The organism is Pseudoxanthomonas sp. J31, from assembly GCF_000510725.1.
Lineage (GTDB): Bacteria > Pseudomonadota > Gammaproteobacteria > Xanthomonadales > Xanthomonadaceae > Pseudoxanthomonas.
In genome coordinates, this window is record NZ_AZNZ01000001.1 from 211,371 (window position 1) to 236,516 (window position 25,146).

Annotated in this window: 24 protein-coding genes; 10 read left to right on the plus strand and 14 right to left on the minus strand. The window is 73.2% G+C overall.

Annotated elements, in window-relative coordinates; genetic code table 11:
- Positions 1–102 precede the first annotated feature (102 nt).
- Together PSEJ31_RS0100930 and PSEJ31_RS0100935 are read right to left on the minus strand one after the other, a co-directional pair.
- Positions 103–1,623 (minus strand): YifB family Mg chelatase-like AAA ATPase, encoded by a 1,521-nt coding sequence (locus PSEJ31_RS0100930; protein ID WP_028914376.1) that lies wholly within the window; start codon positions 1,621–1,623, stop codon positions 103–105.
- Positions 1,624–1,629: 6 nt separating this feature from the next.
- A complete protein-coding gene (locus tag PSEJ31_RS0100935; RefSeq protein WP_019397618.1) occupies positions 1,630–1,905 on the minus strand; it encodes an accessory factor UbiK family protein in 276 nt (91 codons plus the stop codon).
- Between the two features lie 191 nt (positions 1,906–2,096).
- Here PSEJ31_RS0100935 and PSEJ31_RS0100940 point away from each other — a divergent pair, with 191 nt between their 5' ends.
- Positions 2,097–2,435: a P-II family nitrogen regulator gene (locus PSEJ31_RS0100940; RefSeq protein WP_019397619.1), complete on the plus strand. Its 339-nt coding sequence runs from the start codon at positions 2,097–2,099 to the stop codon at positions 2,433–2,435.
- A 26-nt stretch (positions 2,436–2,461) separates the two neighbouring features.
- On the opposite strand, the gene PSEJ31_RS0100945 is transcribed toward PSEJ31_RS0100940, so the two are convergent.
- Both PSEJ31_RS0100945 and speE read right to left on the minus strand, forming a co-directional pair.
- Entirely contained in the window at positions 2,462–3,130 is a 669-nt protein-coding gene (locus tag PSEJ31_RS0100945) for an RIO1 family regulatory kinase/ATPase (RefSeq protein ID WP_051403593.1), read from the minus strand.
- A gap of 231 nt (positions 3,131–3,361) precedes the next feature.
- On the minus strand, positions 3,362–4,213 hold the full coding sequence (gene speE / locus PSEJ31_RS0100950) for a polyamine aminopropyltransferase (RefSeq protein ID WP_019397621.1): 852 nt from the start codon (positions 4,211–4,213) through the stop codon (positions 3,362–3,364).
- 153 nt (positions 4,214–4,366) lie between these two features.
- Between speE and speA the strand changes: the two genes are divergently transcribed.
- Positions 4,367–6,256 (plus strand): arginine decarboxylase, encoded by a 1,890-nt coding sequence (speA, locus tag PSEJ31_RS0100955; protein ID WP_019397622.1) that lies wholly within the window; start codon positions 4,367–4,369, stop codon positions 6,254–6,256.
- A 37-nt stretch (positions 6,257–6,293) separates the two neighbouring features.
- Here speA and PSEJ31_RS0100960 read toward each other — a convergent pair whose 3' ends face one another.
- The 4 genes from PSEJ31_RS0100960 to radC form a co-directional block, all read right to left on the minus strand.
- Positions 6,294–7,043 carry an SDR family NAD(P)-dependent oxidoreductase gene (locus PSEJ31_RS0100960; RefSeq protein WP_028914378.1) on the minus strand — a complete coding sequence of 250 codons (750 nt, stop codon included), beginning with the start codon at positions 7,041–7,043 and terminating at the stop codon, positions 6,294–6,296.
- 224 nt (positions 7,044–7,267) lie between these two features.
- Complete coding sequence (locus tag PSEJ31_RS0100965) at positions 7,268–8,041, minus strand: SPOR domain-containing protein (protein ID WP_028914379.1); 774 nt, start codon at positions 8,039–8,041, stop codon at positions 7,268–7,270.
- Between the two features lie 28 nt (positions 8,042–8,069).
- Positions 8,070–9,758, minus strand: coding sequence for an arginine--tRNA ligase (gene argS / locus PSEJ31_RS0100970; protein ID WP_028914380.1), 1,689 nt, complete (start codon positions 9,756–9,758; stop codon positions 8,070–8,072).
- A 76-nt stretch (positions 9,759–9,834) separates the two neighbouring features.
- Entirely contained in the window at positions 9,835–10,509 is a 675-nt protein-coding gene (gene radC, locus PSEJ31_RS0100975; RefSeq protein ID WP_028914381.1) for a DNA repair protein RadC, read from the minus strand.
- A 95-nt stretch (positions 10,510–10,604) separates the two neighbouring features.
- Between radC and coaBC the strand changes: the two genes are divergently transcribed.
- Genes coaBC through PSEJ31_RS17170 form a run of 3 tightly spaced genes read left to right on the plus strand, consistent with a single transcriptional unit; the run spans position 10,605 to position 14,649 of the window.
- Positions 10,605–11,849: a bifunctional phosphopantothenoylcysteine decarboxylase/phosphopantothenate--cysteine ligase CoaBC gene (gene coaBC / locus PSEJ31_RS0100980; RefSeq protein ID WP_051403594.1), complete on the plus strand. Its 1,245-nt coding sequence runs from the start codon at positions 10,605–10,607 to the stop codon at positions 11,847–11,849.
- Positions 11,846–12,307, plus strand: a complete 462-nt coding sequence (gene dut / locus PSEJ31_RS0100985; protein WP_019398196.1) for a dUTP diphosphatase — start codon at positions 11,846–11,848, stop codon at positions 12,305–12,307. The genes coaBC and dut overlap by 4 nt, the downstream gene beginning before the upstream one ends.
- Before the next feature lie 14 nt (positions 12,308–12,321).
- On the plus strand, positions 12,322–14,649 hold the full coding sequence (locus PSEJ31_RS17170) for a phosphomannomutase/phosphoglucomutase (protein ID WP_051403595.1): 2,328 nt from the start codon (positions 12,322–12,324) through the stop codon (positions 14,647–14,649).
- 40 nt (positions 14,650–14,689) lie between these two features.
- Here the strand turns inward: PSEJ31_RS17170 and PSEJ31_RS0100995 are convergent, their stop codons facing one another.
- Both PSEJ31_RS0100995 and pyrE read right to left on the minus strand, forming a co-directional pair.
- A complete protein-coding gene (locus PSEJ31_RS0100995; RefSeq protein WP_037034215.1) occupies positions 14,690–15,334 on the minus strand; it encodes a hypothetical protein in 645 nt (214 codons plus the stop codon).
- A 51-nt stretch (positions 15,335–15,385) separates the two neighbouring features.
- Positions 15,386–16,045 carry an orotate phosphoribosyltransferase gene (pyrE, locus tag PSEJ31_RS0101000; protein ID WP_019398613.1) on the minus strand — a complete coding sequence of 220 codons (660 nt, stop codon included), beginning with the start codon at positions 16,043–16,045 and terminating at the stop codon, positions 15,386–15,388.
- 114 nt (positions 16,046–16,159) lie between these two features.
- Here pyrE and PSEJ31_RS0101005 point away from each other — a divergent pair, with 114 nt between their 5' ends.
- From PSEJ31_RS0101005 to PSEJ31_RS0101015, 3 genes are all read left to right on the plus strand, one after another.
- Positions 16,160–16,972: an exodeoxyribonuclease III gene (locus PSEJ31_RS0101005; RefSeq protein WP_019398612.1), complete on the plus strand. Its 813-nt coding sequence runs from the start codon at positions 16,160–16,162 to the stop codon at positions 16,970–16,972.
- On the plus strand, positions 16,969–18,276 hold the full coding sequence (locus PSEJ31_RS0101010) for an MFS transporter (protein ID WP_028914385.1): 1,308 nt from the start codon (positions 16,969–16,971) through the stop codon (positions 18,274–18,276). Before PSEJ31_RS0101005 ends, PSEJ31_RS0101010 begins: the two co-directional genes overlap by 4 nt.
- 74 nt (positions 18,277–18,350) lie before the next feature.
- Positions 18,351–18,578: a hypothetical protein gene (locus PSEJ31_RS0101015; RefSeq protein WP_028914386.1), complete on the plus strand. Its 228-nt coding sequence runs from the start codon at positions 18,351–18,353 to the stop codon at positions 18,576–18,578.
- 25 nt (positions 18,579–18,603) lie between these two features.
- Here the strand turns inward: PSEJ31_RS0101015 and PSEJ31_RS0101020 are convergent, their stop codons facing one another.
- Positions 18,604–19,293: a hypothetical protein gene (locus PSEJ31_RS0101020; protein WP_019398609.1), complete on the minus strand. Its 690-nt coding sequence runs from the start codon at positions 19,291–19,293 to the stop codon at positions 18,604–18,606.
- Positions 19,294–19,515: 222 nt separating this feature from the next.
- Between PSEJ31_RS0101020 and PSEJ31_RS0101025 the strand changes: the two genes are divergently transcribed.
- The gene (locus PSEJ31_RS0101025; protein ID WP_026010175.1) at positions 19,516–20,022 is read left to right on the plus strand and encodes an O-acetyl-ADP-ribose deacetylase; all 507 of its coding nucleotides are present in this window, start codon (positions 19,516–19,518) and stop codon (positions 20,020–20,022) included.
- A 6-nt stretch (positions 20,023–20,028) separates the two neighbouring features.
- Here PSEJ31_RS0101025 and PSEJ31_RS0101030 read toward each other — a convergent pair whose 3' ends face one another.
- From PSEJ31_RS0101030 to PSEJ31_RS0101040, 3 genes are all read right to left on the minus strand, one after another.
- Positions 20,029–21,027 carry an isoaspartyl peptidase/L-asparaginase gene (locus PSEJ31_RS0101030; RefSeq protein ID WP_051403629.1) on the minus strand — a complete coding sequence of 333 codons (999 nt, stop codon included), beginning with the start codon at positions 21,025–21,027 and terminating at the stop codon, positions 20,029–20,031.
- Between the two features lie 90 nt (positions 21,028–21,117).
- Positions 21,118–22,236, minus strand: coding sequence for an anhydro-N-acetylmuramic acid kinase (locus tag PSEJ31_RS0101035; protein WP_028914388.1), 1,119 nt, complete (start codon positions 22,234–22,236; stop codon positions 21,118–21,120).
- Positions 22,237–22,255: 19 nt separating this feature from the next.
- The gene (locus PSEJ31_RS0101040) at positions 22,256–23,683 is read right to left on the minus strand and encodes a peptidoglycan DD-metalloendopeptidase family protein (protein ID WP_028914389.1); all 1,428 of its coding nucleotides are present in this window, start codon (positions 23,681–23,683) and stop codon (positions 22,256–22,258) included.
- 182 nt (positions 23,684–23,865) lie between these two features.
- Here PSEJ31_RS0101040 and tyrS point away from each other — a divergent pair, with 182 nt between their 5' ends.
- Complete coding sequence (gene tyrS / locus PSEJ31_RS0101045) at positions 23,866–25,074, plus strand: tyrosine--tRNA ligase (RefSeq protein WP_028914390.1); 1,209 nt, start codon at positions 23,866–23,868, stop codon at positions 25,072–25,074.
- The last annotated feature ends 72 nt before the right edge of the window (positions 25,075–25,146 follow it).

The window sequence follows — 25,146 nt, forward strand, 5'->3', positions numbered from 1 at the left end:
TCCCGTTCCCACGGAAGACGAATTCACCAGGCAGGTCGATGCGGACGCCCCGGCTCCCGCGCAGCGCCACTGCGTGCCTGGAGGAATGCTGCGGATCGGGCCTCAGTCGCGCAGCAGCAGCGGTGCGCGGAAGCCGAGGGCCTCGGCCAGGTGGTCGCGGCCGATGCCCTCGCTGGCGTCGAGGTCGGCGATGGTGCGCGCCACCCGCAGCACCCGGTGCAGGCTGCGCGCGGTCAGCTGCAGGCGCTCGGCGGCCTGTTCGAGCAGGGCCTGCTCGCCTGCACCGAGGCGGCAGCACGCGGCCAGCCCGGCCGGATCCAGGCGCGCGTTGGGCCCGGTGCCGCGGGCCTGCTGGCGTTCGCGCGCCGCTTCCACCCGCGCCCGCACCGCGGCGCTGGATTCGCCCGGCGGCGCATCGGCGCGCAGCTGCGCCGGCGGCAGCCGGGCCATGGCCAGGTGCAGGTCGATGCGATCCAGCAGCGGACCGGACAGCCGGCCCCAGTAGCGCGCGACCATGTCCGGGGTGCAGCGGCAGCGCGCCGACGGGTCGCCGGCATAGCCGCAGGGACAGGGATTCATCGCCGCCACCAGCTGGAAGCGTGCGGGGAACTCGGCGCTGCGGCCGGCGCGGGAGACGGTGATGCGGCCGGATTCCAGCGGCTCGCGCAGCACCTCCAGCGCGGCGCGGCTCCATTCCGGCAGCTCGTCCAGGAACAGCACGCCGTTGTGCGCCAGCGAGATCTCGCCCGGGCGCGGCGGACTGCCGCCGCCGGCCAGGGCAACCGCGCTGGCGCCGTGGTGCGGGGCGCGCAGCGGGCGCTGGCGCCAGCGCGCCGGGTCCAGGCCATGGCCGCTGATCGAATGCACCGCGGCGGTTTCCAGGGCCTCGGCCTCGCTGGCTTCCGGCAGCAGTCCGGGCAGGCAGGAGGCCAGCAGGGTCTTGCCGCAGCCAGGCGGGCCGCTCATCAGCAGGTGGTGGCCGCCGGCGGCGGCGATCTCCAGCGCCCGCCGCGCCTGCAGTTGGCCGCGCACCGCGGCCAGGTCGGGCAGGGCGGGAGCTGCCGCAACGGGCGTGGCCGCGGCGCCGGCCTCGGTCGCGCGCGGCAGCCGCGCCTGGCCGCCCAGCCCGGCGCAGGTTTCCAGCAGGGTGCGCGCGACATAGGCCTCGGCCTGGCGTGCCAGCGCCGCTTCGGCCGCGCTGGCGGCCGGCACCACCAGGCGGCGGCCGTCGCGCGCGGCGGCCAGCACCGCCGGCAGCACGCCGTCCACCGCGCGCAGCTCGCCGGTCAGGCCCAGCTCGCCGAGGAACTCGCAGCCAGCCAGCGCGTCGCGGTCGATCTGGCCGCTGGCGGCGAGGATGCCCAGCGCGATCGGCAGGTCGAAGCGGCCGCCGTCCTTGGGCAGGTCGGCGGGGGCCAGGTTGATGGTGATGCGCCGCTGCGGGTACTCGAACTGCGCGCAGAGGATGGCCGCGCGCACCCGGTCGCGGGATTCGCGCACCGCCGCCGCCGGCAGGCCCACGATCTGGGTGGAGGGCAGGCCGCCGGAGAGGTGTACCTCGACCTGCACGGCCGGAGCCGCCACGCCCGCACGGGCGCGGCTGTGCACCAGGGCCAGGCCCATGGTGGATCAGTGGGCGGTGCCGCTTCCGCCGTCGCCGGCGGCCAGCCGGGCTTCCAGCTGCTCCACCGCCCGCTCCAGCTCGTGCAGCTTCTCGCGGGTGCGCAGCAGCACCGCGCGCTGGACGTCGAACTCCTCGCGGGTCACCAGGTCCAGGCGCGACAGCCCGGCCTGCAGCGCGGCGCGGAAGCTGGCCTGCAGCTCCTCGCGCGATTCGCGCAGGCCCGGCGGGACCAGCTCGCTCAGGCGGCGGGCAAGGTCGTCGATGTGGTTCAGGTCGATCATGGGTGCTCCTCCGGCGGGATGGGCAGTGTGCGCCGGCGACGGGGGGCACGGCAGTCGGCGGGGTTCGCGGCGCGGCGTGGGAAAACTCCGAGCCTGGCGCATTGGACAGGAGGCGGGTGCTGCTGGGCAAGCAGCGCGGCGCGGTATCCTGTGCGCCCCGTTATCCCATGTGGCGACCCGGAGACCAACGCATGAAGATGATCATGGCCGTGATCAAGCCGTTCAAGCTGGACGACGTGCGCGAGGCACTCGCCAGCCAGGGCATCGCGGGCATCACCGTCACCGAGGTCAAGGGCTTTGGCCGGCAGAAGGGCCACACCGAGCTCTACCGCGGCGCCGAGTACGTGGTCGACTTCCTGCCCAAGGTGAAGGTCGAGGTGGCGGTGACCGACGACCGCGTCGACGCGGTGGTGGAGGCGATCGTCAAGGCCGCGGCCACCGGCAAGATCGGCGACGGCAAGGTGTTCGTGTACGACCTGGGCCGGGTGGTGCGCATCCGCACCGGCGAGCTGGACGCCGACGCGCTCTGAGGCGCGCCGGCGATCCGGTCGGCGGCTCAGCCGCCGAAGGTGGCCTTGAACCCGCGGTAGAAGCGCTTCCAGCCATCGCGCACGGCGGTGACCCAGCGCGGATCGGCCAGCACCTGCGACACGAACTCGCCCGGCGCGCGGCCGGTCAGGCGCTGCTCGATCTTCAGCGCGTTGGCCAGGTCGCTGCGGCGCAGCTCGCGCACCACCGGGGCGTTGCGCATCCAGCGCGGCACGCGCAGGGCCGAGGCGAAGTCCAGCAGGACCACGCGGTCGCCGCTGACCATCACGTTGGCCGGGTGCAGGTCGTTGTGGGTGATGCCGTTGGCGTGCAGGTGCGCCAACGCGCCGCGCAGCTGGCGGAAGGTGTCCTCGCTGACCCGGCGCTGCGCGCCCAGCGGTTCGCCCGGCACGAACTCCATCGCCAGCGCCAAGCCGCCGACGATGCCCAGCAGCATCGGCGCGTGCGCCCAGTCGCGCAGGCGGCCCAGCGCGCGCGCCTCGCGCCGCACCAGCAGCCGCGCCAGCGGCGCCAGCGGGGTGCGGCGGTAGCGGCTGTAATCCTTGACCACGGCCACGCGGCCCTTGACCAGGGTGCGGTAGACGTCTGGCTCCAGCAGGCGGGTGCCTTCCTTGAGCAGCACGGGCGTCTCGAACTGCCGCCCGGCGATGCCTGCGGCATCGGCAAAGGTGTTCATGGCTCTTCTTCTTCTTCGTGCCCGCGGGAAGGGGAAGGGGGAGCCGCGGGGTGGGGGGTAACACCAGGCGCAAATATAAAACCGGCGCGTCTGGTAACTATGAATGTTAAGAAAAGGCTATGTTCCGTTCGCAGAACGGAGCCTTAAAAAGTTCAGGTTTCCCTGCCGCCAGCTGAACGGGTCAGCGCGTGGCGGCGCCGGCGGGGACATGGCCGCCGGGCCGGGTCCGGCTTACTCGCCCAGGGCCTGGGCCACGAACGGCGGGGCCACCAGCACGCCGCGGTGCAGGTGCGCGGTGTAGTAGCGGGTGCCGAAGCCCTTGGCTTCGGCGTCGGCCTCGCGGAAGCCGAAGCCCTGGCCCTTGCGCGCCAGGGTCACGCTCCACCAGCCGGTCGGGTAGCACGGCTGCGGGAACGGCAGGGTCTTGAAGGTCGAGAAGCCGGCCTTGCCCATCTCCGCGCGCATCGCCTTGATCAGCTCCAGCTGCGCCAGCGGCGATTCGGACTGCTGCACCAGGATGCCGTCCTCCTTCAGGGCGCGGAAGCAGCTGGCGTAGAAGTCCTTGTTGAACAGGCCCTCGGCCGGGCCGACCGGGTCGGTGGAGTCGACGATCACCACGTCCACGCTGCCGGCCGGGCAGTTGGCCATGTAGGCCACGCCGTCGTCGAACAGCAGCTCGGCGCGCGGGTCGGCGTTGGATTCGCACAGCTCCGGGAAGTGCTTCTCGGCCATGCGCGTGACCTGCTCGTCGATGTCGCACTGGGTCGCGCTCTCCACGCCCGGGTGCTTGAGCACCTCGCGCAGGGTGCCGCAGTCGCCGCCGCCGATGATCACCACGCGCTTCGGCGCGGCGTGGGTGAACAGCGCCGGGTGCGTGATCATCTCGTGGTACAGGAAGTTGTCGCGGCTGGTGAGCATCACCGCGCCGTCGATCAGCATCAGGTTGCCCCAGTCGGTCGTGCGGTAGACCTCGATCTTCTGGAAGCGGGACTGCACCTCGTCCAGCTTGGCCTCGACCCGGTAGCCGATGGCCGATCCGGTCGGCTCGAAACGCTCGATGTACCAGTTGTCCTGGGTGCTCATGGGCAGTCCTCGTGGGGAGCAGGGGGTGCCGCGGCGGCGGCCGGGAGGGCGGGGCGCCGCCGGGGGGCGGCGGCGAAGGGCGCGCATTGTAACGGAGCGCGGCGCACGTCGGCGCTAGAATGCGCGTCCTTTTCACCATCCGAGTCCTGCCCGATGAGCGACTGGTCCGCCGACCGCGCCCGCGCCACCTGGTCCATCCCGCACTGGTCCGGGGGCTATTTCGACGTGGCCGACGGCGCGATCCAGGTGCGGCCGCGCGGCGAGGGCGGCCCGGCGCTGCCGCTGCCGGAGCTGGTGGAGGCGGCGCGCGCGCGCGGCATGCAGCTGCCGCTGCTGCTGCGCTTCCCGGACATCCTCGGCGACCGCCTGGCGCAGCTGCAGTCGGCCTTCGCCCTGGCGATGGACGACGCCGGCTACGCCGGCGGCTACACCGCGGTGTACCCGATCAAGGTCAACCAGCACCGCGGCGTGGCCGGCACCCTGGCCTCGCACCACGGCGAGGGCTTCGGCCTGGAGGCCGGCAGCAAGCCGGAGCTGATGGCGGTGCTGGCGCTGTCGCGGCCCGGCGGGCTGGTGGTGTGCAACGGCTACAAGGACCGCGAGTACATCCGCCTGGCCCTGATCGGGCGCAAGCTGGGCCTGGAGACCTTCATCGTCATCGAGAAGCCATCCGAGCTGCGGCTGGCGATGGAGGAGGCGCGCGCGCTGGGCGTGCAGCCGGGCCTGGGCGTGCGCATGCGCCTGGCCTCGCTGGGCGCCGGCAAGTGGCAGAACAGCGGCGGCGACAAGGCCAAGTTCGGCCTGTCCCCGCGCCAGCTGCTGGACCTGTGGAAGAACCTGCGCGACAGCGGCATGACCGATTGCCTGCAGCTGCTGCACTTCCACATGGGCTCGCAGATCTCCAACGTGCGCGACATCGCCAACGGCATGCGCGAGGCGGTGCGCTACTTCAGCGAGCTGTCGCGGCTGGGCGCCGGCATCCGCTACATGGACGTGGGCGGCGGCCTGGGCATCGACTACGAAGGCACCCGCTCGCGCAGCGAGTGCTCGATCAACTACGGCCTGCACCAGTACGCGGCCAACATCGTGCAGCCGCTGGCCGAGGCCTGCGCGGCGCAGGGCCTGGCCCCGCCGCGGATCGTCACCGAGTGCGGCCGCGCCATGACCGCGCACCACGCGGTGCTGGTGGCCGACACCATCGAGGTCGAGCAGGCGCCGGAAGGGCGCGTGCCGGACCCGCACGACGACGAGCCGGCGGCGATCCGCCACCTGCGCGAGCTGCATGCCGACCTCGACCGCCGCCCGCCGCTGGAGCTGTTCCACGAGGCCCAGCACTTCCATGCCGAAGGCCTGGCTGCCTACGCCCTGGGCCAGATCGACCTGCCGCAGCGCGCGCGCGTGGACGACCTGTTCTACGCCGTGCTCAACGGCGTGCGCGCGCGCCTGGACGGCAACGAGCGCAGCCACCGCCCGGTGCTGGACGAGCTCAACGACCGCCTGGTCGACAAGTACTTCGTCAACTTCAGCGTGTTCGAGTCGATCCCGGACGTGTGGGCGATCGACCAGGTATTCCCGATCGTGCCGATCGAGCGCCTGGACGAGGCGCCGACCCGCCGCGGCGTGGTCGCCGACATGACCTGTGACTCCGACGGCACGGTCAAGACCTACGTCGAGAACGGCGGCCTGGACACCTCGCTGCCGCTGCACCCGGTGCGCCGCGGCGAGCGCTACCGCCTCGGCTTCTTCCTGGTCGGTGCCTACCAGGAGATCCTCGGCGACATCCACAACCTGTTCGGCGATACCGACGCGGTCGAGGTGCGACTGGCCGAGGGCGGCGGCTACGAGCTGGCGCAACAGCGCCGCGGCGACACCACCGACGTGATGCTGGACTACGTGGGCTACCGCCTGGACGACCTGCGCGCGGCTTACGCGCAGCGGGTGCACGACGCCGGGCTGCCGCAGGAAGAGGCGCTGGCCATGGCCGCGGCGCTGGAGGCGGGGCTGACCGGCTACACCTACCTGACCGACTCGCCGTTCGAGTGACGGTGCCGGCGCGCGGCGGCGCGGCCGCCGCCGGCCGTCAGCCGCGGTGCACCTGGAAGCCGGCGAAGCTCTGCGTCACCGGCATGATCTCCAGCCGGTTGATGTTGAGGTGCGGCGGGAGGGTCGCCACGTAGTAGATCTGCTCGGCGATGTCCTCGGCGCTCATCGGGTGCGCGTCCTTGTACAGCGCGTCGGAGGCGGCCTGGTTGCCGTGGGTGCGGACCAGGGTGAACTCGGTCTCGGCCATGCCCGGCTCGATCGTGGTCACGCGCACGCCGGTGCCGTGCAGGTCGCTGCGCAGGTTCAGCGAGAACTGGCTGACGAAGGCCTTGGTGCCGCCGTAGACGTTGCCGCCCGGGTACGGGTACACGCCGGCGACCGAGCTGATGTTGATGACCGCGCCGCGGCGCTCGACCAGCTTCGGCAGCAGGCGGTGGGTGAGCGTGACCAGGGCGGTGATGTTGGTGTCGATCATCACCTTCCAGTCGTCCAGCGAGGCGTGGGTCGCCGGCGCGGTGCCCAGCGCCAGCCCGGCGTTGTTGACCAGCACGTCGATCCCGGCGAAGGCCTCCGGCAGCGCGGCCAGGGCGGCATCCATGGCGGCCGCGTCGCGCACGTCGAAGACCGCCGGGTGCACGTTGTCCGCGCCGAGCTCGGCGACCAGGGACTGCAGGCGGTCTGCGCGGCGGCCGGTGGCCACGACCTTCCAGCCGGCGGAGACGAAACGGCGCGCCGCCGCCAGGCCGAAGCCGGAGGTGGCGCCGGTGATGAACACGGTCTTGGACATCGTGGATTTCCTCGCGGGAGAAACCCGCCGATTCTCGCACCATCACGCGACGGTGGCCCACCGCATGCGAGGCCGGGCTTCGGCCTCCCTGGGCGCTGTGGGCATGGGCAGCACCCCCTGGGCCAGGGGGTGCGCGCCGGCGGGCGCAGGGGGTATGGATGCAGCGGGCACGGGGCCCGGGATTGTGCCGGGCAAACCTTGGGGTGATTCCGCCCGGGGCGGAATCACTGCGCCCTGATCGCCACCGCCGGCAGGCCGCCTTCGGCCAGCGCCTGCTTGGCCGCGGCCAGCTCGCTGGCGCTGCCATACGGCCCCATGCGCACGCGGTACACGGTGCGCCCGCCGGCCTCGCCGGATTCCACCCGGGCGCTGAGCCCGAGCATGGCGATCTTGGCCTTCACTTCCTCCGCATCGCCGGGCGCGCCGAAGGCGCCGGCCTGCAGGATGTAGCGTGCCTCGCCCGTGCCGGTAGCGGCCTGGGCCGGCGCCGGCGGGGCGGGCGTGGGCGCACCGGCATCGCTGCCGGCGGCCGGCATGGCGGTGGAGGCGCCGGCCATGGCCGGGTCCGGCTCGCGCAACGGCACCGGGTCCGGGGCGCGGCCTTCCAGCGCATCGCGGGCGCGGCGCGCCTCCTCGCGTTCGCGGCGGGCCTGTTCCTCGCGCGCGCTGGCGGCCAGCTCGGCGTCGGACATGCGCACCTCGTTGCCCGGCAGCACGGTGTAGAAGTCGTACTGCGGCGGTGGCGGCGCGGCGGGGCGCGCCGGCTCGGCCGGCGCGGTCTCGGCGATGGCCTCCGGGTCGGCCACCGGCGGCGGCTGCGCGTCGGGATCGGCGCGCGGGCCGAAGCGGACGAAGCCGTCGCCGTCCTGCTTCAGCAGGACTGGCGCGCCCAGCACCACCAGGGCGCCGAGCGCCAGGCCGGCCACCAGCCACACCCACGCCGGCCGGCCACTGCTGCCGTTGCGTCGTGCCTGGCTCTTGCCGCGTCTTGCCGCCATCGTCTTCCGGTCTCCGTAGCCTGGTGCCTTACATGCGCTCCGGCGCGCCCACGCCGAGCAGGCCCAGGCCGTTGGCCAGTACCTGCTGCACGGCGCGGGCCAGCGCCAGGCGCGCGTCGCGCAGCGGGGCCTCGTCCACCAGCACCGGCGTGTTCGCGTACCAAGTGTGGAAAGCATAGGCCAGGTCGCGCAGGTACTGCGCCACCAGGTGCGGTTCCAGCGACTGGCCGGCCGCCTCCACCACCTCCGGGTAGCGCGACAGTTCCACGACCAGCGTCAGCGAGCCGTCGTCGTCCAGGCGGGCGAGGTTGGCCAGGCCGTTGTCCTGGTCGAAGGCGTAGCCCTTCTCCCCGGCCTGGCGGAACAGCGCGGCCACGCGGGCGTGGGCGTACTGCACGTAGAACACCGGGTTGTCGTTGCTCTGCTGGCGCGCCAGGTCGATGTCGAACACCAGCTGCGAGTCGGGCTTGCGCGCGACCAGGAACCAGCGGGTGGCGTCGCGGCCGACCTCGTCGATCAGGTCGCGCAGGGTCAGGTAGGAGCCGGCGCGCTTGGACAGCTTCACTTCCTCGCCGCCGCGCATCACCGTGACCATCTGGTGCAGCACGTACTCCGGCCAGCCCTGCGGGATGCCCACGTCCAGCGCCTGCAGGCCGGCGCGCACGCGCGCCAGCGAGCCGTGGTGGTCGGCGCCCAGCTCGGTGATCGCGCGTTCGTAGCCGCGCTGCCACTTGCTCAGGTGGTAGGCCACGTCGGGCACGAAGTACGTGTAGGTGCCGTCGGACTTGCGCATCACCCGGTCCTTGTCGTCGCCGAAGGTGGTGGTGCGCAGCCACAGGGCGCCGCCTTCCTCGTAGGTGTGGCCCTTGGCGGTGAGCTCGCGCACGGTCTCCTCGACCTTGCCGTCGCGGTACAGCGAGCTTTCCAGGAAGTAGATGTCGAACTCCACCCCGAACGCGGCCAGGTCCTGGTTCTGCTCGTTGCGCAGGTAGGCCACGGCGAAGCGGCGGATGGCCTCGATGTCCTCGGCGTCGCCGCTGCCGGTGACCGCGTGGCCCTCGATCTGCACGGTTTCGCCGCGGCGGTAGGCGTCGGCCACGTCCTGGATGTAGTCGCCGTTGTAGGCCTCCGCCGGCCACTGCGCGTCGCCCGGCTTGAGCCCGCGCAGGCGCGCCTGCACCGAGCGCGCCAGGTTCTCGATCTGCACGCCGGCGTCGTTGTAGTAGAACTCGCGCTTGACCTTCCAGCCGTTGGCGTCGAGCACGCGGGCGATGCAGTCGCCGATCGCCGCGGCGCGGCCGTGGCCCACGTGCAGCGGGCCGGTCGGGTTGGCCGAGACGTATTCCACGCCGGCGGTGCGGCCCTGGCCGGAGGTGTTGCGGCCGTACTCGGCGCCGTGGCGCAGCACGCCGGCGACCTCGCGCTGCCACGCGCCCGGGGCCAGGTGGAAGTTGATGAAGCCCGGCCCGGCGATCTCCACCCGGGCGATGTCGTCGCTGGCGGGGAAGGCCTCGACCAGCGCCTGGGCCAGCGCGCGCGGGTTGGTGCGCGCGGCCTTGGCCAGCAGCATCGCCGCGTTGGTGGCGAAGTCGCCATGCTCGCGGGTCTTGGGGCGCTCGATCACGAAGTCGGGCGTGGGGGCGTCGGCGGGCAGCTTGCCGGCGACGCGCAGGGCTTCGATACCCTGGCTGACCAGGGCCTTCAGGAGGATCTTCACGGGGGACCGGTTCTGCGGTTTGGCCGCCTATTTTACCCGGTCCGCGGGCCCGGGCCGATGCCCGCGCCGGCGGGGCCTAGAGCAGGCCGCGCGCGGCCATCGACACCGGCTCGCCGTCGCCGACCACGAAGTGGTCCAGCAGCCGCACCTCCACCAGGGACAGGGCCTGGCGCAGCCGGGCGGTGATGGCGCGGTCGGCGGCCGAGGGATCGGGGCAGCCGGAGGGATGGTTGTGGCCGACGATCACCGCCGCGGCGTTGTGCGCCAGGGCCCGGCGCACAACCTCGCGCGGGTGCACCTCGGCGCCGTCGATGGTGCCGGTGAACAGCTCCTCGAACGCCAGCGCCCGGTGGCGGTTGTCCAGGAACAGGGCGGCGAAGACCTCGTGCAGGCGCGGCCGCAGGCGGCGGGCGAAGTAGCGGCCGGCGCTGGCCGGGTCGGTCAGGGCCTCGCCGCGCTCCAGGGCGGCGGCCAGGTGGCGGTTGCCCAGTTCCAGGGCCGCGGCCAGGGCGCAGGCGCGGGCCGGACCCACCCCTGGCAGGCGCGCCAGCGCCCGCGGCGGCCGGTCCAGCAGGGCGCGCAACGGGCCGTGCGCGGCCAGCAGCTCGCGCGCGGTCTGCACCGCGTCGCGGCCGCGCAGGCCGGAGCCGAGGAACAGGGCCAGCAGTTCGGCGTCGGAGAGCGCCGCCGCGCCGTGCGCCAGCAGCTTCTCCCGTGGACGTTCACCGGCTGGCCAGTCACGGATCCGCATATGCCCAAGGGTGCCGTCCGCGCAGGCTCGCGGGAATCAGGCGGAAGCGCCGCCTGGAGTAAGCTTGTAGCCCTTTCCCGGGTAGGAATTTCCAAGTGATTGCAACGGCCACCGCCGCCCTGGCGGGACAGCGGATCCTGTTGTGCGTCGGTGGCGGGATCGCCGCCTACAAGGCGCTGGAACTGGTGCGCCGCCTGCGCGACGCCGGCGCCCAGGTGCAGGTGGCGATGACCGCCGGCGCCCAGCAGTTCGTCACCCCGCTGAGCTTCCAGGCCCTGTCCGGGCATCCGGCGCGCACCACCCTGTGGGATACCGCCGCCGAACAGGCCATGGGCCACCTGGAGCTGGCACGCTGGGCCGACCGTGTGGTCGTGGCCCCGGCCACCGCCGACCTGCTGGCGCGCCTGGCCCACGGCCTGGCCGACGACCTGGTCACCACCCTGTGCCTGGCCACCGAGGCCCCGCTGGCGGTGGCCCCGGCGATGAACCACCGCATGTGGAAGCACCCGGCCACCGTGGCCAACGTCGAGCTGCTGCGCTCGCGCGGGGTGCAGGTGATCGGCCCGGACGACGGCCCGCTGGCCGAGGGCGAATCCGGCCCCGGCCGCCTGGCCGAGCCGGAGGCGATCGTCGCCGCCCTGGCCGGCGGCGCCGCCGCGGCCCCGGCCGCGGCCGCCACGCCGGGCCTGCTGCAGGGCCTGAAGGTGGTGGTCACCGCCGGCCCGACCTACGAGGACCTGGATCCGGTGCGCTACCTGGGCAACCGCAGCAGCGGCAAGATGGGCTTCGCCGTGGCCGCCAGCGCCGCCCGCGCCGGCGCGGAGGTGGTGCTGGTCGCCGGTCCGGTGCAGCTGCCGACCCCGCCGGGGGTGCAGCGGGTGGACGTGCGCTCGGCCGAGCAGATGCGCCAGGCGGTGTTCGCCGCGTTGCCGGCGGACATCTACATCGGCGCCGCCGCGGTGGCCGACTACACCCCGCGCGCGTTCTCGCCGAGCAAGATCAAGAAGACCGGCACCGGCCAGGTGCTGGCCCTGGACCTGGTGCGCACCCCGGACATCCTGGCCGAGGTGGCCGCGCGCGAGGACGCCGGGCTCAAGCTGGTGGTGGGTTTCGCTGCCGAAACCGACAACGTGGCCGACTATGCGCGGCAGAAACTGACGTCCAAGCGCCTGGACCTGATCATCGCCAACCGCGTGGGCGTGCCCGGCGCCGGGTTCGAGAGCGACACCAACGCGATGACCGCGTTCTGGCCGGGCGGCGAGCGCGACTTCGCCTCCGCGCCCAAGGTGCAGCTGGCCGACGCCCTGGTGGCGCTGGTGGCCGAGAGGCTGCAGGCATGAGCTCCCGGGTGCTGGAGGTGAAGCTGCTGGACCCGCGCTTCGGCGACAGCTGGCCGCTGCCGGCCTACGCCACCGAGTCCAGCGCTGGCATGGACCTGCGCGCGGCCATCGAGGCTCCGCTGGTGCTGCAGCCCGGCGACGCCGCGCTGGTCCCCAGCGGCCTGGCGATCCACATCGGCGACCCGAACCTGTGCGCGCTGGTGCTGCCGCGCTCGGGCCTGGGCCACCGCCACGGCATCGTGCTGGGCAACGGCACCGGCCTGATCGACGCCGACTACCAGGGGCCGCTGCTGATCAGCACCTGGAACCGGGGCCGGGAAGCCTTCACCATCGAGCCGGGCGACCGCATCGCCCAGCTGGTGTTGGCACCAATCGTGCGAGCGGAACTGAAGGTAGTGGACACGTTCGCGGCCAGCGCCCGGGGAGAGGGCGGTTTCGGCCACACGGGCGTACGGTGAAACAGGGGGCGGGGATGAAGCAGAAGGACGCGGGTCCGGGGCTGTCGCAGGTCCGGCGGGGGGCGCTGCTGCTGGCGGCATTGCTGGCGCTGCTGGCCGGCTGGTTCGCCTGGAGCGGGGTGCGGCAATGGCAGGCCGACCAGCGCCTGGCGCAGCTGGAGGCGGCGCGCGACCAGGTGGTCGAGGCCACCGCCGCGGCGGTGCGGGCGCAGACCCGCGCCCTGGCCGGCCGCCTGGAAAGCGCCGCGGTCGCCGCCGCCCTGGAGGCCGGCGATGCCGAAGCGGCCGCCGCCGCCCTGGAGGCCGGCTGGGACAAGGCCGAGCAGGCGCAGGTGCTGCGCGCCGACCTGGCCGCGGCGCATGCCGACGCGGCGACCTTCGGCTACGCCCGCCTGGCCCTGCTGCAGCGCGCGCTGGCGCAGGACGAGGCGGTCGCCACGGTGGTGCGTGACGCCGACCGCATCGCCCTGGGCGTGGCGGCGCCGGTCCGCCTGGGCCAGGACGCCGCGGTCGCCTACGTGCGCCTGCCGCTGGGCGTGCTGACCGCCGCGACCGAGGCCGCGGCGGTGCCCGACGGCGCCTACCTGGCCCTGCGCCAGGGCAACTACAACGTGCTCGAGCGCGGCGACGCCGGCCTCGGCGGCAGCGCCGACGTGCTGTCGCGCCCGGTCGGCCAGGAGGGCCTGCGCGCCGCCGCGGCGGCGCCGGATCCGGGCGCCGGCCCGTTCGGGCTGGGCGCGCTGCCGTGCCTGGCGGCGGCGACGGTGCTGGCGCTGGGCGTGCTGGTGGCGCTGCTGGCCGCCGGCGGCAAGCTGCGGCGGCGCCGCAGCGCCGCCCCGGCGCCGGTGGACGAGGCCCCGACCCTGGGCCAGACCCTGAAGCAGGAGCCGCGCCCGGCACCGGCCGCTTCCACCCCGGCCGCACCGGCGCCGGCGCCGGAAGACGACGTCGCGGTGGACCCGGCGATCTTCCGCGCCTACGACATCCGCGGCGTGGTCGGCAGCCAGCTGGACGCGAAGGTGGCCGCGCGCATCGGCCAGGCGATCGGCACGGTGATGGCCGAGGAAGGCCTCACCGACATCGTGGTCGGGCGCGACGGCCGCCTGTCCGGGCCGGAGCTGGTCGAGGGCCTGGTCGAGGGCCTGCGCAAGGCAGGCCGCAATGTCATCGACATCGGCATGGTGCCGACCCCGGTGGTGTACTTCGCCGCCTACCACCTGCGCGCCGGCAGCGGCGTGGCGGTGACCGGCAGCCACAACCCGCCGGACTACAACGGCTTCAAGATCGTGGTCGGCGGCCAGACCCTGTCCGGGGAGGCGATCGTCGACCTGTACGCACGCATCCGCGACGGCCGCCTGCGCAGCGACGCCCCGGGCAGCTACGCCACCCAGGACGTGGCCGAGGACTACGTCCGCCGGATCGCCGACGACGTGCAGCTGGAGCGCCCCCTCAAGGTGGTGGCCGACGCCGGCAACGGCGTGGCCGGCGAGATCGCGCCGCGCCTGCTGGAGGCGATCGGCGCCGAGGTGGTGCCGCTGTACTGCGACGTCGACGGCACCTTCCCCAACCACCACCCGGACCCGAGCGAGCCGCGCAACCTCGAGGACCTGGTGCAGACCGTCCGCCAGTTCGACGCCGACCTGGGCGTGGCCTTCGACGGCGACGGCGACCGCCTGGGCGTGGTCACCCGCGAGGGCCGCATCGTCTACGCCGACCGCCTGCTGATGCTGTACGCGGCCGACGTCCTGCAGCGCAACCCGGGCGCGATGGTGATCTACGACGTCAAGTGCACCGGCCGCCTGCAGGACTACATCCTGCGCCACGGCGGCAGCCCGCAGATGTGGAAGACCGGGCACTCGCTGATCAAGGCCAAGATGCGCGAGACCGAGGCCGAGCTGGCCGGCGAGATGAGCGGCCACTTCTTCTTCAAGGAGCGCTGGTACGGCTTCGACGACGGCCTGTACGCGGCCGCGCGCCTGCTGGAGATCCTGGCCGGCCGCTTCGAGGCGCCCTCGGAGGTGCTGGACGCGCTGCCGGACAGCGTGTCCACCCCGGAGATCAAGGTCGCGCTGGAGGACGGCGAGGACCCGCACGTGCTGGTGGAGCGGTTCACCGCCGCGGCCCAGGCCGAGGATTCGGCGTTCGCCGGCGCGCGCCTGACCACCATCGACGGCCTGCGCGCGGACTGGAACGATGGCTGGGGCCTGCTGCGCGCCTCCAACACCACCCCGGTGCTGGTGCTGCGCTTCGAGGCCGACGACGAGCCGGCGCTGGCGCGGATCCGCACCCTGTTCCGCGAGCAGCTGCAGCCGCTGCTGCCCGGGCGCACCCTGCCGTTCTGAGCGGAGCGGGGCCGCCGCGCCGCGGGCGCGGCCGGCGGCCTTACTGCGCCGCGGCGGTGGCCGGTGCAGCGGCGGTGGTGCCGGACTTCAGCGCCCGGTAGCGCTCCAGGGTGGCCTCGATCTCGCCGTCCAGCGCCGCGCGCTGGCGCTCGAAATTGCGCTGCAGCAGCTGGTGGTACAGCAGCTGCGCATGGCGCTGGCGGATGTCGGCGGCCAGCTTCTCGGCCACCGGCTTGCCGGCCAGTTCGCGCTCGGCGGCGGTGCGCAGCAGGGTGACCAGGCCCTCGCGCAGGCTGGCCACGTTGTAGCGCGCGGTCTCGATGCTGTTCTCCACCAGGGTGACGCGCTCGCTGAACACCCGGCGCAGTTCGTTCTCGTCCTGGAAGGTGATGAGCATCGCCTGCTCGGTGCGGCGCCGGGTCTCCTCGGCCATCGCATCCAGCTGCCGGCGCTGCTCCTCCTCGGCCAGCGCGGCGCGTTCCTCCGGGGTCAGCGCGCGCTGCACCTGGCCGGTGCGCATGCCGCTGCTGGCGCTGATCTCGTCGCGCGCCATCCCGGCCGCTTCCGCCGGCAGGGTGTCGGCGCACACGCGCTGCCCGTCCTGGTCCCAGCAATAGAGCTTCTTGTTGGCGGCCTTCTGCTGCGCCATCGCCGGCGCCGGCAGCAGGACCAGTGCCGCCAGCATCGCCAGCGGACGGATGTGTTGCGGCGTCACGGCAGCCCCCTGCGCTGTCAGTCAGCCCGTGTGGTCGCAGCCGTAGCGGGCGCGGTAGGCCAGCAACGGTGCGTGGTACGCCGCCAGTGTGTCGTTTCCGGCGGCGAATGCAAGCAGGTCGGCCAGCCCGGCCACCGCCACCACCGGCACCCCGGCCTCCGCCGCCACCGCCTGCGCGGCGGAGCGGCGGTCCTGCTCGGAGGCGATCTCCTGGCGGTCCAGCGCGACCACGATCCCGGCCACGGTGCCGCCGGCGGCGGCGATGATCCCCAGTGCCTCGCGGATCGCGGTGCCGGCGGTGATCACGTCGTCCACCACCAGCACCCGGCGCCCGGCCAGCGGCGCGCCGACCAGGGTGCCGCCCTCGCCGTGGTCCTTGGCTTCCTTGCGGTTGAACGCCAGCGGCAGGTCGCGGCCGCGGCCGGCGTACTCGCAGGCCAGCGCGGTGGCCAGCGGAATGCCCTTGTAGGCCGGGCCGAACACCACGTCGAACTGCAGCCTGGCCGCGTCCACCGCGTCGGCGTAGCAGGCGGCCAGGCCGGCCAGGCGCGCGCCGCTGTCGAAGCGGCCGGCATTGAAGAAATAGGGCGAGACACGGCCGGACTTGAGGGTGAACTCGCCGAAGCGCAGGGCGTCGGCGTCCAGGGCCAGCTGCAGGAAGCGGGTGCGGTGGTCGGACATGGGGATGGCGGCGGTGGGACGGCGGCATAGGATACGGCCGCGGCGCGCCGCGGAGGCAGCGCCGGCGGGCGCGATTGGGTAGGCTGTCGGCCTGTTTTTCCGACCCGTCCCCGCATGCGCATCATCAGCTTCAACGCCAACGGCATCCGCTCGGCCGCCAGCAAGGGCTTCTTCGACTGGCTGGCCGGCCAGGACGCGGACGTGGTCTGCCTGCAGGAAACCAAGTCGCAGGAGCACCAGCTGGCCGACGCCTGCTTCCGCCCCGACGGCCACCACTGCTTCTACCGCGATGCCACCAGCAAGAAGGGCTACAGCGGCGTGGCGATCTACGCCCGGCGCGAGCCGGACGAGGTGCGCACGGTGCTGGGCCGGCCGGACTTCGACGAGGAGGGGCGCTACATCGAGGCGCGCTTCGGCAACCTCAGCGTGGTCTCGTTCTACATCCCCTCCGGCTCCTCCGGCGAGCTGCGCCAGGGCTACAAGTTCCAGGTCATGGAGTGGCTGAAGCCGGTGCTCGACGAGTGGCTGGCCAGCGGCCGCGACTACGTGCTGTGCGGCGACTGGAACATCGTCCGCTGCCGCAAGGACATCCGGAACTGGACCTCCAACCAGAAGAATTCGGGCTGCCTGCCGCCGGAGCGCGCCTGGCTCAACGGCATGATCGGCCCGGACGAGGGCAGCGACGGCACCCCGCCGCGGCCCGGCGGCTGGGTCGACGCCTACCGCGCGCTGCATCCGCAGGGCGAGGACTACACCTGGTGGAGCAACCGTGGCGCGGCGCGCGCCAACAACGTGGGGTGGCGGATCGACTACCAGTTCGTCACCCCGTCGCTGAAACCGCGCCTGCGCGGCTGCTCGATCTACCGCGAGCAGCGCTTCTCCGACCACGCCCCGTTCATCGTCGACTACGAAGGCGCGCTGCCGTGAACGCGCCCGCGGGCGAGCCGCCGCGCTACAAGGGCTGGGCCGGCATCCGCCGCGCCTTCGGCACGCCGTCGGCGCTGACCCTGGCGCTGCTGGGCTTCGGCTGCGGCCTGCCGTTCCTGCCGGTGGCCTCGATGACCCTGTCCACCCGCCTGCGCGACGGCGGCCTGGACCTGGCCAGCATCGGCCTGATCAGCCTGGCCAGCTTCTTCTACCTGCTGAAGTTCCTGTGGGCGCCGCTGCTGGACCGCTACGTGTTCGCGCCGCTGGGGCTGCTCGGACGGCGCCGCTCGTGGCTGCTGGCGGCGCAGCTGGGCGTGGCGGCGGGCCTGGCCGCGCTGGCCTTCACCCGCCCGGAGCTGGGCGTGGGCCCGCTGGTGGGCTGGGTGCTGCTCACCTCCTTCGCCGGCGCCACCCAGGACTCGGTGGTCGACGCCTACCGCATCGAGGTCGCCCCGGCGCAGGCCCAGGCCGCGCTGGCGGCCACCTATACCCTGGGCTACCGCATCGGCCTGATCCTCGGCGGCGCCGGCGCGCTTTACCTGGCCGAGTTCGGCGGCTGGACCGTGGCCTACCTGGCGATGGCGGCGCTGATGCTGGCGCCGGCGCTGGCGACGCTGCTGTCGCGCGAGCCGGCGGTGCCGGAGGCCACCGTGGTGCGCCGGATCGATTTCCTCGGCGCGTTCTGGCAGCCGTTCTCCAGCTTCTTCGCCAACAACGGCCTGGCCCTGGGCCTGGCCCTGCTGCTGTTCGTCGGCCTGTTCAAGTTCCCCGACCAGGTGATCGGGGTGATGGCCGGCCCGTTCTACCTGGACAGCGGCTACAGCAAGGCCGACATCGCCACCGTGTCCAAGCTGTACGGCATCTGGGCCGGGATCGGCGGCGCGTTCCTGGGCGGGTTGTGCGTGGCCGCGTTCGGCTTCCGCCGCATGCTGTTCGTCGCCGCCCTCGGCGTGGCGCTGTCGAACCTGGCGTTCCTGCTGATGAGCCAGTACCCGTCGCAGATCTGGGCGTTCTACGCGGCGATCACCGTGGACAACGTGGCCCAGGGCTTCGCCGGCACGGTGCTGGTGGCGTTCATGTCCTCGCTGACCGACCGCAACTTCACCGCCACCCAGTTCGCGCTGCTGGTGTCGCTGGCCAACCTGCCGGGCAAGTTCGCCGGCGGCGTGTCCGGCTACGTGGTCGAGGCCACCTCGTACGCGACCTTCTTCGTGCTGTCGGCGCTGACCGTGGTCCCGACCCTGGCCCTGCTGGCCTGGCTGTGGCCGCGGATCCGCGAGGCCGGGGCCGACCCGGCACGCTGACGGCGGCCGGCGACTCGTATGCGGCGGCGCTTCGTGGCAGTCTTTGCCCCGCCCCCCACCGAGCCGCCAAGGCCATGCCCGACCTGGTGTTGCGCGACATCGACCCGATCCTGGCCGAGCGCATCCAGCGCGTCGCCCAGGCCCGCGGCTGGCCGCTGCGGGAAGCCGTGATCCGGCTGCTGGAGCAGGGCCTGTTCGCGGCCGAGGAAGAGGTGCGCGCGGGCTTCGAGAACCAGGAAGTGGAGGCGCTGGCCGAGGCCATCGCCGCGCTCAAGCTGCTGCCGGCCGGGCGGGACTTCTGAGCCCGCCGGCCGGCGATCCGCCGCCTCAGTGGCGTCCGGAGGCGCGCCGCGCCTGCAGCAGCGCCGCGCCGGCGCGGGCGTGGCCGCGCGCGGCCAAGGCCTTGCGCTGCTCGCGGATGCGCTGGGCGGCATAGGTGAGGGCCGAGGCCATGATCAGGGTGTAGGCCAGCAGCTCGGTGCATTCCTCGGCCGCGTTCTTGAACACGCGCACGTAGTTCTCCGCCAGCAGGCCGTGCCACAGCGTGGTCATGCCGAACAGGCGCGAATAGATCAGCAGCAGCACCAGGCCGATGGTCATCACCGCCGCCGGGCGCGAGCGCAGGAAGCGCGCGGTGGCGTCCAGGGTGGCCTGGCGCTGGCGCAGGGCGTAGCCGAGGCTGGCGGCGGCCAGGGCCGCGACCAGGATCGACCACAGGCCGCGGAACAGCAGGTCCCAGACCGCGTCCAGCTCGCGGATCAGCATGCAGCCGAAGAAGCCGGCCGCCAGCACGGCGAAGCCGCGCTCGTCCGCGCGGGCGCGGGCCAGGCGCACGAACGCCAGCACGGTGGCGACCAGGAAGCCGAGCTGGGTCAGCTCGACCAGCGACCATTCGCCCACGTCGTCGCCCAGCAGCTGGATGTCGGCGTACAGCAGCGCCACCGGGGTGGCCATGACCAGCGCCAGCAGCGCGGAACGGCCCAGGTGGGCCAGCAGGATGTGCCGTTGTTTTTCCATGTCCAAACCCTCGGGGGAGGCGCGCGGGGCCCGGTCGGGGGCGGGCCTGGGGGGGGAACGCGCGCGTTGGGTAGCGGAATTTTAATTTCTGCAGCCGCCCCCGGCAGCCCGGCCCGTGGAACATTGCGTCATCGCTGCTTCAGCTGCGCGGGCGTCGCGCGGCTGTACGCGGGCCGGCCGCGTGGCACCCTGCGCAGTGCCAGGCACGGAGGAACGCGAACCATGACCCTGCGAATGCGGGCGGTACAGGCCGACATCACCACCCTGGCGGTGGACGCCATCGTCAATGCCGCCAATTCCTCGCTGCTGGGCGGCGGCGGGGTCGACGGCGCGATCCACAGCGCCGCCGGGCCGGGCCTGCTGGAGGAGTGCCGCGCGCTGGGCGGCTGCCCGACCGGCGAGGCGCGGATCACCGCCGGCCACCGCCTGCCGGCGCGGCACGTGATCCATACCGTCGGCCCGGTCTGGCGCGGCGGCCAGGCCGGCGAACCGGAACTGCTGGCGGCCTGCTACCGCAACAGCCTGGCCCTGGCCGAGGCGCATGGCTGCGCCAGCGTCGCCTTCCCCTCGATCAGCACCGGCGTGTACGGCTATCCACCGGACCTGGCGGCGCCGCTGGCGCTGGCCACGGTGGCGGGGTTCCCGGCGCGGGTGGTGCGGGAAGTGCTGTTCTGCTGCTTCTCGGCGGCCGACCTGGCGCGCTACCAGCGCCTGCTGGCCGGCGCCTGAGCCGGCTCAGGGCAGCGGCAGCGGCTCGTCGAACACCGCCACGTGCGGCACCCCGTCGGCGCCGATCCAGCCGCGGTACATGCCGCCGGTGTTGAACGGCAGGGCGATGCTGCCGTCCGCGCCCAGGGCGATGGCGCCGCCGTTGCCGCCGGCGGCGGGGATGTCGCGGTTGATCACCTCCGCGGCCGCCTGCACCAGCGGCTGCCCGGCCAGCCGCACCCGCGCGCAGATCTCGTGCGCGGCGGCGGCGCGGATGTAGTACTCGCCCCAGCCGGTGCCGGACACCGCGCAGCGGGCGTCGGCCCAGGTGCCGGCACCGATGATCGGGGAGTCGCCGATCCGGCCCCAGCGCTTGTTGGTCATGCCGCCGGTGGAGGTGCCGGCGGCCAGGCCGCCGCGCGCGTCCAGCGCCACCGCGCCGACCGTGCCGAAGTAGGGGTGCGCCGGCGCGGTGGCGGCCTGGCCCTGCTCGCGTGCCCGCGCCTGCTGCAGCTGGCGCCAGCGCTTGTCGGTGCGGAACCAGGACGGATCGACCAGCTCGATGCCCCGGGCCGCGGCGAAGGCCTCGGCGCCCTCGCCGGCGAGCATCACGTGCGGGGAGGCTTCCATCACCGCGCGCGCCAGGCGGATCGGGTTGCGCACCCGGCGCACCCCGGCGATCGCGCCGGCGCGGCCACTGGCGCCGTCCATGATCGCCGCGTCCAGCTCGTTGTGGCCGTCGTGGGTGAACACCGCGCCGCGGCCGGCATTGAACTCCGGCGCGTCCTCCAGCACCGCGATCGCGGCAGTCACCGCGTCCAGCGCCGCGCCGCCCTCGCGCAGCACCGCGTGCCCGGCCTGCAGCGCCCGGGCCAGGGCCTGGCGCGCGGCGGCTTCCTCGGCGGCCGCCAGGCTGCCTCGCTCCACCCCGGCGCCGCCATGCAGCACCAGCAGTGGCGCCGCTGCCGGGGCGCCGTCGTGTACCGGATCGGACTGCACTCCGGCCTGGGCGCCGGCCGCGAGCATCGCGCCCAGTGCCAGCCAGGCCGCCATCCAGGTCCCGCCACGCTTGCCCATTGCCATCCTCCTCTTCCGGTGCGGCGCGCGGCGCCGCGCTCAGGCCGGGTGCACCACGCCCAGCACGCGGGGTCCGCGCGCGCCGGTGACCGCCGCCAGGTTGCCGGGGCGCCCGGCCAGGGTTTCGCGCGCCAGCCAGGCGAACGCCATCGCTTCCACGAAATCCGGGTCCAGGCCGTAGGCCGCGGTGGACTCGACCGCCACCTGCGGCAGGCGCGCGCCCAGCCGCGCCATCAACACGGGGTTGCGCACGCCGCCGCCGCATACCAGCACGCGCGCGGTGCCGGGCTGGTGCGCCTGCAGCGCGTCCGCGACGGTGGCGGCGGTCAGTTCCAGCAGGGTGGCCTGCACGTCGGCCGCGGCCTCGCCACGCAGGCGCGCTTCCACCCACTCCAGGTGGAACTGCTCGCGGCCGGTGCTCTTGGGCGGCGGCAGGGCGAACCAGGGCTCGTCCAGCAGCCGTGCCAGCAGCGCCTGGTCCACGCTGCCGGAGGCGGCGAACGCGCCGCCGGCGTCGAACGCCGCGCCGGTATGGCGCAGGCACCAGGCATCGAGCAGGGCGTTGGCCGGGCCGGTGTCGAAGCCGCGTATCGCGCCGGCGCGCGGCAGCAGGGTGTAGTTGCCGATCCCGCCGAGGTTGAGCACGGCGCGGTCCTCGGCCGGCGAATGCAGCAGGGCGGCGTGGAACGCCGGCACCAGCGGCGCGCCCTGGCCACCGGCGGCGACGTCGCGGCGGCGGAAGTCGCAGACCGTGGCGATGCCGGTGCGCTCGGCGATCACCGCGCCGTCGCCGACCTGCAGGGTGAACGGCGCCGGGCCGTGCGGGCGGTGGCGCAGGGTCTGGCCGTGCGAGCCGATCGCCGCCACCTGCGCCGGCGCCACCCCGGCCTGGCGCAGCAGGGCCAGGGCCGCGGCGGCGAAGGCCTCGCCCACCTGCACGTCCAGCCGGCCCAGCTCGTCCAGCGACTGCGGCTCGCCGCCCTGGCCGATCGCGACCAGGCGTGCGCGCACGGCTTCTTCCCAGGGATGGGTATGGGCGGCGACCAGGCGCAGGCCCGCGGTGGCGGGGCCGTCGGGGAATTCGACCAGCGCCGCGTCGATGCCGTCGGCGCTGGTGCCCGAGATCAGGCCAAGGAAGAGTCGGGACATGCGCGCCATTGTAGGCGCGGGCGCCGGCTCAGCCGCGCTTGCCGGCGGCCTTGTCCGCCTCCGCCTTGGGTGCGCTGGCGTAGAGCAGCTGCTCCATCGACTCGATGCGCGCCAGGGTCGGCGCGGTCTGCTGCCGGAACGCGGCCAGGGCGGCGCCCTTGAGCGGCTCCGGTGGCGGCATGGTCACCGACAGCGGGTTGCGGTGCTGGCCGTTGACCCGGAATTCATAGTGCAGGTGCGGGCCGGTGGCCAGGCCGGTGGAGCCGACGTAGCCGATCACCGTGCCCTGGGACACGTGCTGGCCCTGGCGGATCTTGCCGAAGCGCGACATGTGCGCGTACAGCGTGGTGTGGCCCTTGCCGTGGTCGAGGATCACCACGTTGCCGTAGCCACGCTGCTGGCCGACGAACTGCACCCTGGCGTCGCCGGCGGCCATGATCGGGGTGCCGGTGCTGGCGGCGTAGTCCACGCCCTTGTGCATGCGCATCTTGCCCAGCACCGGGTGGTGGCGCGCGCCGAACTTGGACGACAGCCGCGCATACGGGATCGGCATGCGGATGAAGCTCTTCTTCAGCGGGCGCCCGTCGGGGGTGTAGTAGCCGACCTTGCCCTCGTGCTCGAAGCGCACGCCGGTGTAGGTCTTGCCGCCGGTGGTGAAGCTTGCCGCCAGGATGCGGCCGCCGCCGATGCGCTCGCCCTCGCGCCAGGTCTCCTCGATCACGGCGCTGAAGCGGTCGCCGCGCTGCACGTCCTTGAAGTCGATGTCGTACTTGAAGATCTCGTCGGTCATCACCGCGATCGAGGCCGGGCTCAGGCCGGCCTTGCGCCCGGCGGCGTACAGCGAGTGCTCGATCTCGGCGCTGGCCACCGCGATCCGGGTGGTGGTGGCGCGCTCGAGCACCTTCTGGTGGATCTTGCCGCCGGCCAGGGTCAGCTCGACCCGCTCGGTCGGGCTGCGGTCGAAGCGGAAGCCGTGCAGCTGCCCGTCCTCGCCCAGGGCGAAGGCCAGTTCGGCGCCGGGACGCAGGCGGCTGAGCGGCTCGCGGTTGCCGGGCTGCTCGAGGATCTGGTGCATCACCTGGCTGGACACGCCCATCGCCGCGAACAGCGCGCCCAGGGTCTGGCCGGGCTGGATCTGGACCACTTCCCACTGGTGCCCGGGCTGGGCCGCGGTGGGCGCGCGCACGGTCAGCGGCGGCAGGCTCAGCGGCAGGGTGGCGTGCAGCCGGGTCTGCGGCTCCAGCTGCGCGGAGAATCCGGGGATGATGGTGGCGATCAGGGCGCCGAGGGTGGCGAACAGGCTGGCGTGGACCCAGTGGCGGCGGGTCCAGCGGGTGTTGAAGGCCGCCGGGAAGCGTTTCTTCAGCTTGAGCTTGTGGCGGAGGGTTCTGTGGTGGAGGATCCCGAGCCGGTCGTGGAACTGCTGCTTGCGCACGCGGTGTTCGGTCAGGGGCATTGGACGGCTTCCTTCACGGGACCCCGGAATGCGGCCCACCGCCGCGTACCTTAGACACATGAAATCCATGCGTCAAACCATTGAAGAACCTGAACTTTCCGGTGGCGCCCCCGTTAACTAGCACTTAACATGACGTTCAAGTTTGTCAGCCCCCTTCCCCCGACTTCCCGCTGGAGCAGAACGTGCCTTCCGTCGAAGAATCCCTTGCCCTGATCGGTCGCGGCGCCGACGAGATCCTCAAGCCCGAGGAGCTGGAGGCGCGGCTGAAGCTTGGCCGCCCGCTGCGGGTCAAGGCCGGCTTCGACCCCACCGCGCCGGACCTGCACCTGGGCCATACGGTGCTGCTGAACAAGATGCGCCAGTTCCAGGACCTGGGCCACCAGGTGATCTTCCTGATTGGCGACTTCACCGGGATGATCGGCGACCCCACCGGCAAGAGCGCCACCCGCAAGCCGCTGACCCGCGAGGACGTGCTGGCCAACGCCCAGACCTACGCCGAGCAGGTGTTCAAGGTGCTGGACCGCGAGCGCACCGAGGTCCGCTTCAACAGCGAGTGGTTCGGCAAGATGTCGGCGGCGGACATGATCCGCCTGGCCGGCCAGCACACCGTGGCGCGCATGCTCGAGCGCGACGACTTCTCCAAGCGCTTCGCCGCGCAGCAGTCGATCGCCATCCACGAGTTCCTGTACCCGCTGGTGCAGGGCTACGACTCGGTGGCGCTGCAGGCCGACGTCGAGCTGGGCGGCACCGACCAGAAGTTCAACCTGCTGATGGGCCGCGGCCTGCAGGAGCACTACGGGCAGGCGCCGCAGATCGTGCTGACCATGCCGCTGCTGGAAGGCCTGGACGGCGTGAACAAGATGAGCAAGTCGCTGGGCAACTACATCGGCATCGCCGAAGCCGCGATCGACATCGTCAACAAGACGATGAAGATCGGCGACGAGCTGATGTGGAAGTGGATCGAGCTGCTCAGCTTCGAGATCTCCGCCGCCGAGGCGCGCAAGCTGCGCGAGGAGGTCGCCGCCGGCCTCAATCCGCGCGACGTCAAGCTGCGCCTGGCGCGCGAGCTGGCCACCCGCTTCCACGACGCCGCCGCGGCCGAGACCGCGATCGCCGGCTGGCACGCCGCGGTCACCGGCCAGGGCGATACCTCGCTGCTGCCGCTGCAGGACGTGGCCGTTCCGGCCGAGGGCCTGCGCATCGCCGCCCTGCTGACCGCCGCCGGCATCACCCCGTCCAACTCCGAGGCCAACCGCAAGCTCAAGGAGCGCGCGGTCAAGGTCGACGGCGAAGTGGTCGAGGACGCCTCGCGGGTATTCACCCCGGGCTTCGAAGGCGTGCTGCAGGTGGGCAAGCGCAACTTCGCGCGGGTGCGCCTGGTCGCCGCCTGAGCCCGGCGGCCGGCGGATGGAAAAGGGGCGCCGATGGCGCCCCTTTCCGTTTCCTGCGTGGCTGGCCGCGGC

Excerpts from the sequence above, each read along its gene's own strand:
- PSEJ31_RS0100930 (WP_028914376.1), bottom strand. The coding sequence starts at position 1,623 with ATGGGCCTGGCCCTGGTGCACAGCCGCGCCCGTGCGGGCGTGGCGGCT.
- PSEJ31_RS0100935 (WP_019397618.1), bottom strand. The coding sequence starts at position 1,905 with ATGATCGACCTGAACCACATCGACGACCTTGCCCGCCGCCTGAGCGAG.
- PSEJ31_RS0100940 (WP_019397619.1), top strand. The coding sequence starts at position 2,097 with ATGAAGATGATCATGGCCGTGATCAAGCCGTTCAAGCTGGACGACGTG.
- PSEJ31_RS0100945 (WP_051403593.1), bottom strand. The coding sequence starts at position 3,130 with ATGAACACCTTTGCCGATGCCGCAGGCATCGCCGGGCGGCAGTTCGAG.
- speE (WP_019397621.1), bottom strand. The coding sequence starts at position 4,213 with ATGAGCACCCAGGACAACTGGTACATCGAGCGTTTCGAGCCGACCGGA.
- speA (WP_019397622.1), top strand. The coding sequence starts at position 4,367 with ATGAGCGACTGGTCCGCCGACCGCGCCCGCGCCACCTGGTCCATCCCG.
- PSEJ31_RS0100960 (WP_028914378.1), bottom strand. The coding sequence starts at position 7,043 with ATGTCCAAGACCGTGTTCATCACCGGCGCCACCTCCGGCTTCGGCCTG.
- PSEJ31_RS0100965 (WP_028914379.1), bottom strand. The coding sequence starts at position 8,041 with ATGGCGGCAAGACGCGGCAAGAGCCAGGCACGACGCAACGGCAGCAGT.
- radC (WP_028914381.1), bottom strand. The coding sequence starts at position 10,509 with ATGCGGATCCGTGACTGGCCAGCCGGTGAACGTCCACGGGAGAAGCTG.
- dut (WP_019398196.1), top strand. The coding sequence starts at position 11,846 with ATGAGCTCCCGGGTGCTGGAGGTGAAGCTGCTGGACCCGCGCTTCGGC.
- PSEJ31_RS17170 (WP_051403595.1), top strand. The coding sequence starts at position 12,322 with ATGAAGCAGAAGGACGCGGGTCCGGGGCTGTCGCAGGTCCGGCGGGGG.
- PSEJ31_RS0100995 (WP_037034215.1), bottom strand. The coding sequence starts at position 15,334 with ATGCTGGCGGCACTGGTCCTGCTGCCGGCGCCGGCGATGGCGCAGCAG.
- pyrE (WP_019398613.1), bottom strand. The coding sequence starts at position 16,045 with ATGTCCGACCACCGCACCCGCTTCCTGCAGCTGGCCCTGGACGCCGAC.
- PSEJ31_RS0101005 (WP_019398612.1), top strand. The coding sequence starts at position 16,160 with ATGCGCATCATCAGCTTCAACGCCAACGGCATCCGCTCGGCCGCCAGC.
- PSEJ31_RS0101015 (WP_028914386.1), top strand. The coding sequence starts at position 18,351 with ATGCCCGACCTGGTGTTGCGCGACATCGACCCGATCCTGGCCGAGCGC.
- PSEJ31_RS0101020 (WP_019398609.1), bottom strand. The coding sequence starts at position 19,293 with ATGGAAAAACAACGGCACATCCTGCTGGCCCACCTGGGCCGTTCCGCG.
- PSEJ31_RS0101025 (WP_026010175.1), top strand. The coding sequence starts at position 19,516 with ATGACCCTGCGAATGCGGGCGGTACAGGCCGACATCACCACCCTGGCG.
- PSEJ31_RS0101030 (WP_051403629.1), bottom strand. The coding sequence starts at position 21,027 with ATGCTCGCGGCCGGCGCCCAGGCCGGAGTGCAGTCCGATCCGGTACAC.
- PSEJ31_RS0101035 (WP_028914388.1), bottom strand. The coding sequence starts at position 22,236 with ATGGCGCGCATGTCCCGACTCTTCCTTGGCCTGATCTCGGGCACCAGC.
- PSEJ31_RS0101040 (WP_028914389.1), bottom strand. The coding sequence starts at position 23,683 with ATGCCCCTGACCGAACACCGCGTGCGCAAGCAGCAGTTCCACGACCGG.